We start from the raw sequence: 1,939 nt of genomic DNA, 5'->3' as shown, positions 1-1,939 counted from the left end.
AAGACAAATCAGCATAAAAGAGTACCACGGAGCACGAGAAACTTTGTGGGAATATGGGAGGACCACCTCCTAAGGCTAAATACTACTTGGTGACCGATAGTGAACGAGTACCGTGAGGGAAAGGTGAAAAGAACCCCGGGAGGGGAGTGAAATAGAATCTGAAACCTAATGTTTACAAGCAGCGAAAGAGGACTTGATCCTCGATCGTGTACTTTTTGTAGAACGGGCCAGCGAGTTATGATAATTAGCAAGGTTAAGATATGAAGTATCGAAGCCGAAGCGAAAGCGAGTCTTAATAGGGCGAAAGTTAGTTGTCATAGACCCGAAACCGTGTGATCTATCCATGGGCAGAGTGAAGTTCAAGTAAAATTGAATGGAGGCTCGAACCGGGTAACGTTTAAAAGTTATCGGATGACCTGTGGATAGGGGTGAAAAGCCAAACGAACACGGAGATAGCTGGTTCTCCTCGAAATAGCTTTAGGGCTAGCCTCTAGTGAGTATCTGATAAGGGGGTAGAGCACTGAATGGTTGCGGGGCGCATAGCGTTACCAATACCTATCAAACTCCGAATACCAAATCAGACACTAGGGAGTCAGACAGTGTGGGATGAGCTTCATTGTCGAAAGGGAAACAGCCCAGACCACCAGCTAAGGTCCCAAAATTATAGTTAAGTGGGAAAGGATGTGGAGTTACTCAGACAACTAGGATGTTGGCTTAGAAGCAGCCATACATTTAAAGAGTGCGTAATAGCTCACTAGTCAAGTGACTCTGCGCCGAAGATAACCGGGGCTAAACTATATACCGAAGCTGTGGGATGTATTAATACATCGGTAGAGGAGCAATGTGTAAGGGATGAAGCATAAGGTGTAAGCCAATGTGGACTTTACAGAAGAGAGAATGCTGGCATGAGTAGCGAGAGGTGAGTGAGAATCTCACCCGTCGAAAACCCAAGGATTCCTGAGGAAGGCTCGTCCACTCAGGGTAAGTCGGGACCTAAGGCGAGGCTGAAAAGCGTAGTCGATGGACAACAGGTTGAGATTCCTGTACCGATATATGTTGTTAAAAAGTAAGTGGGGACGCAGTAGGATAGTAGAAGCGCCCAGTTGGTGAGGCGTGCAAGCACAAAGACTGTAGTATAGGCAAATCCGTACTACGTGAAGGTTGAAGTGTGATGCGGATCGAAAAACAAGTAGAGAAGGATATGACTCCACACTGCCAAGAAAAGCCACTATCAAGATATATATCGCCCGTACCGTAAACCGACACAGGTAGGTGAGGAGAGAATCCTAAGACGAGCGGAAGAACCTTTGTTAAGGAACTCGGCAAAATGACCCCGTAACTTCGGGAGAAGGGGAGCCACAGCAATGTGGCCGCAGTGAAAAGGCCCAAGCGACTGTTTACCAAAAACACAAGTCTCTGCGAAGTCGAAAGACGAAGTATAGGGGCTGACACCTGCCCGGTGCTGGAAGGTTAAGGGGAAGAGTTAGCGCAAGCGAAGCTTAGAACTGAAGCCCCAGTAAACGGCGGCCGTAACTATAACGGTCCTAAGGTAGCGAAATTCCTTGTCGGGTAAGTTCCGACCCGCACGAAAGGTGTAACGATTTGGGCACTGTCTCAACAAAGGATCCGGTGAAATTGTAGTAGCGGTAAAGATGCCGCTTACCCACGACAGGACGGAAAGACCCCGTGGAGCTTTACTGTAGGTTGACATTGGATTTTGAGGTTAAATGTACAGAATAGGTGGGAGGCTAAGAAGTTAGTACGCCAGTATTAATGGAGCCGCCGTTTGGATACCACTCTTTTAAGCTTAGAATTCTAACCTACTCCCTTGAATCAGGGAGAGGGACACTGTCAGTCGGGCAGTTTGACTGGGGCGGTCGCCTCCGAAAGAGTAACGGAGGCGTTCAAAGGTTCCCTCAGCACGGATGGAAATCGTGCG

General features: G+C 47.9%; 1 rRNA gene. It reads left to right on the top strand.

Features of this window, described 5'->3' with window-relative positions:
- Window positions 1–1,939: ribosomal RNA gene (locus BUB47_RS09790) — 23S ribosomal RNA — on the top strand; the annotation flags it as partial.

The organism is Anaerosphaera aminiphila DSM 21120, from assembly GCF_900129925.1.
GTDB lineage: Bacteria > Bacillota > Clostridia > Tissierellales > Peptoniphilaceae > Anaerosphaera > Anaerosphaera aminiphila.
This window is presented reverse-complemented; position numbering and strand designations above follow the sequence as displayed.